This is a genomic window from Dietzia maris (assembly GCF_014144855.1).
Classification (GTDB): domain Bacteria; phylum Actinomycetota; class Actinomycetes; order Mycobacteriales; family Mycobacteriaceae; genus Dietzia; species Dietzia kunjamensis.
The window spans coordinates 1-1464 of the sequence record NZ_JAALDN010000242.1 but is presented as its reverse complement, the minus strand read 5'-3'; the positions used below and the strand labels follow the sequence as shown (position 1 = coordinate 1464).

Annotated in this window: 2 protein-coding genes; both read left to right on the top strand. The window is 71.2% G+C overall.

Features of this window, described 5'->3' with window-relative positions; all coding sequences use genetic code 11:
• Window positions 1–1037, top strand: a 1037-nt coding sequence (locus tag G6024_RS08580) for a S1C family serine protease (RefSeq protein ID WP_159148484.1), incomplete at its 5' end; no start/stop codon positions are given.
• A 60-nt stretch (window positions 1038–1097) separates the two neighbouring features.
• Window positions 1098–1464 (top strand): Sec-independent protein translocase protein TatB (tatB, locus tag G6024_RS08575; protein ID WP_159148483.1); only part of this gene is annotated, 367 nt, incomplete at its 3' end.

The window sequence follows — 1464 nt, the reverse complement described above, 5'->3', positions numbered from 1 at the left end:
CCGGCGCGACCGCGGCCGTCGCCGTCGTCGCCCTCGTCGCGGGCGCCATCGGCGCCGTCGTGGCGGACTCCGCGCGCGTCCTCACCACCTCCACCGTCCGGATCGCCGACGCCCCGGAGAACGTCATTCGATCCGACAACCCGATCGGTGAGGTCGCCCAGCGCGTCCAACCCGCCGTCGTCAACATCTCGGTGTCCACGGCGTCAGCCCAGGGGGAGGGCTCCGGCATCGTCATCGACCCACAGGGCTACATCGTGACGAACAACCACGTCGTCACCATGGACGGCGCCGCCGACCGCGCGGACATCGATGTCATCTTCCCCGACGGCTCCAGGGCCTCGGCCGAGATGGTGGGGCGTGACCCCGCCACCGACCTCGCGGTCCTCAAGGTCGACGACGTCCAGAACCTCACCGTCGCCACCCTGGGGGACTCGGACGACGTCCAGGTGGGGGAGCAGGTCATCGCCATCGGCTCGCCCCTCGGACTCGCCCGCACCGTCACCGAGGGCATCGTCTCGGCGACCCGGCGCCCGATCGCCCTCGGGGAGTCCACCTCGGACGGCGACGTGGTGATCGACGCGATCCAGACGGACGCCGCCATCAACCCCGGCAACTCCGGGGGACCGCTCATCGACGGGACCGGAGCGGTCATCGGTATCAACACCTCCATCTTCACCCAGTCCGGGGGTTCCATCGGTCTCGGCTTCGCCATCCCGGTCAACGACGTCCGCGAGATCGCGACGTCGCTCATGACCGACGGGGCGGTCCGCCACGCCACGATCGGCGTCAACGCCCGCAAGGCGGACAACGGGTCGGTGGAGGGCGCCGAGATCGTCAACGTGCGTGAGGGCTCGCCCGCCGAGGAGGGCGGACTCCGGGAAGGGGACGTCGTGACCAGGGTCGGTGACCGGCAGGTGCGTTCCTCCGATGAACTGGTGGTGGCCGTCCGTCGCGCCGGGGCGGACGTCGACGTCCCGGTCGAGGTCATCCGCGGTGGAACGCGGGTCGAACTGACCGTGCGCCCCGCGCTGGGCTGACCGGGGGCACCGGACGACTCGGGTTCCCACCGGTGAGCCCGGCGACGTATCCTGGCTGCGATGTTCACAAACGTGGGGTGGTCCGAGCTCCTGGTGCTCGGCGTGGTGGCGTTGGTGGTCCTGGGGCCCGAGCGCCTACCCGAGGCCGCCCGTTGGCTGGCCTCGGCGATCCGCAAGGTCCGTGAGTTCGCCAGCAACGCCCAGCAGCAGCTCAGGGACGACTACGGGACGGAGTTCGAGGAGTTCCGCGAGCCCCTCAAGCAGCTCAACGACCTGCGTGGGCTGAGTCCGCGCGCGATGGTCACCAAGCATCTCCTGGACGGTGACGACTCCCTGTTCTCCGGGGACTTCGGAGCCGCTGCGCCGGCGGGCGCTCCCGCGGTCGCCGGCGGGGCGGGTTCCGCGGGAACGGCCTCCGCCGACCCCC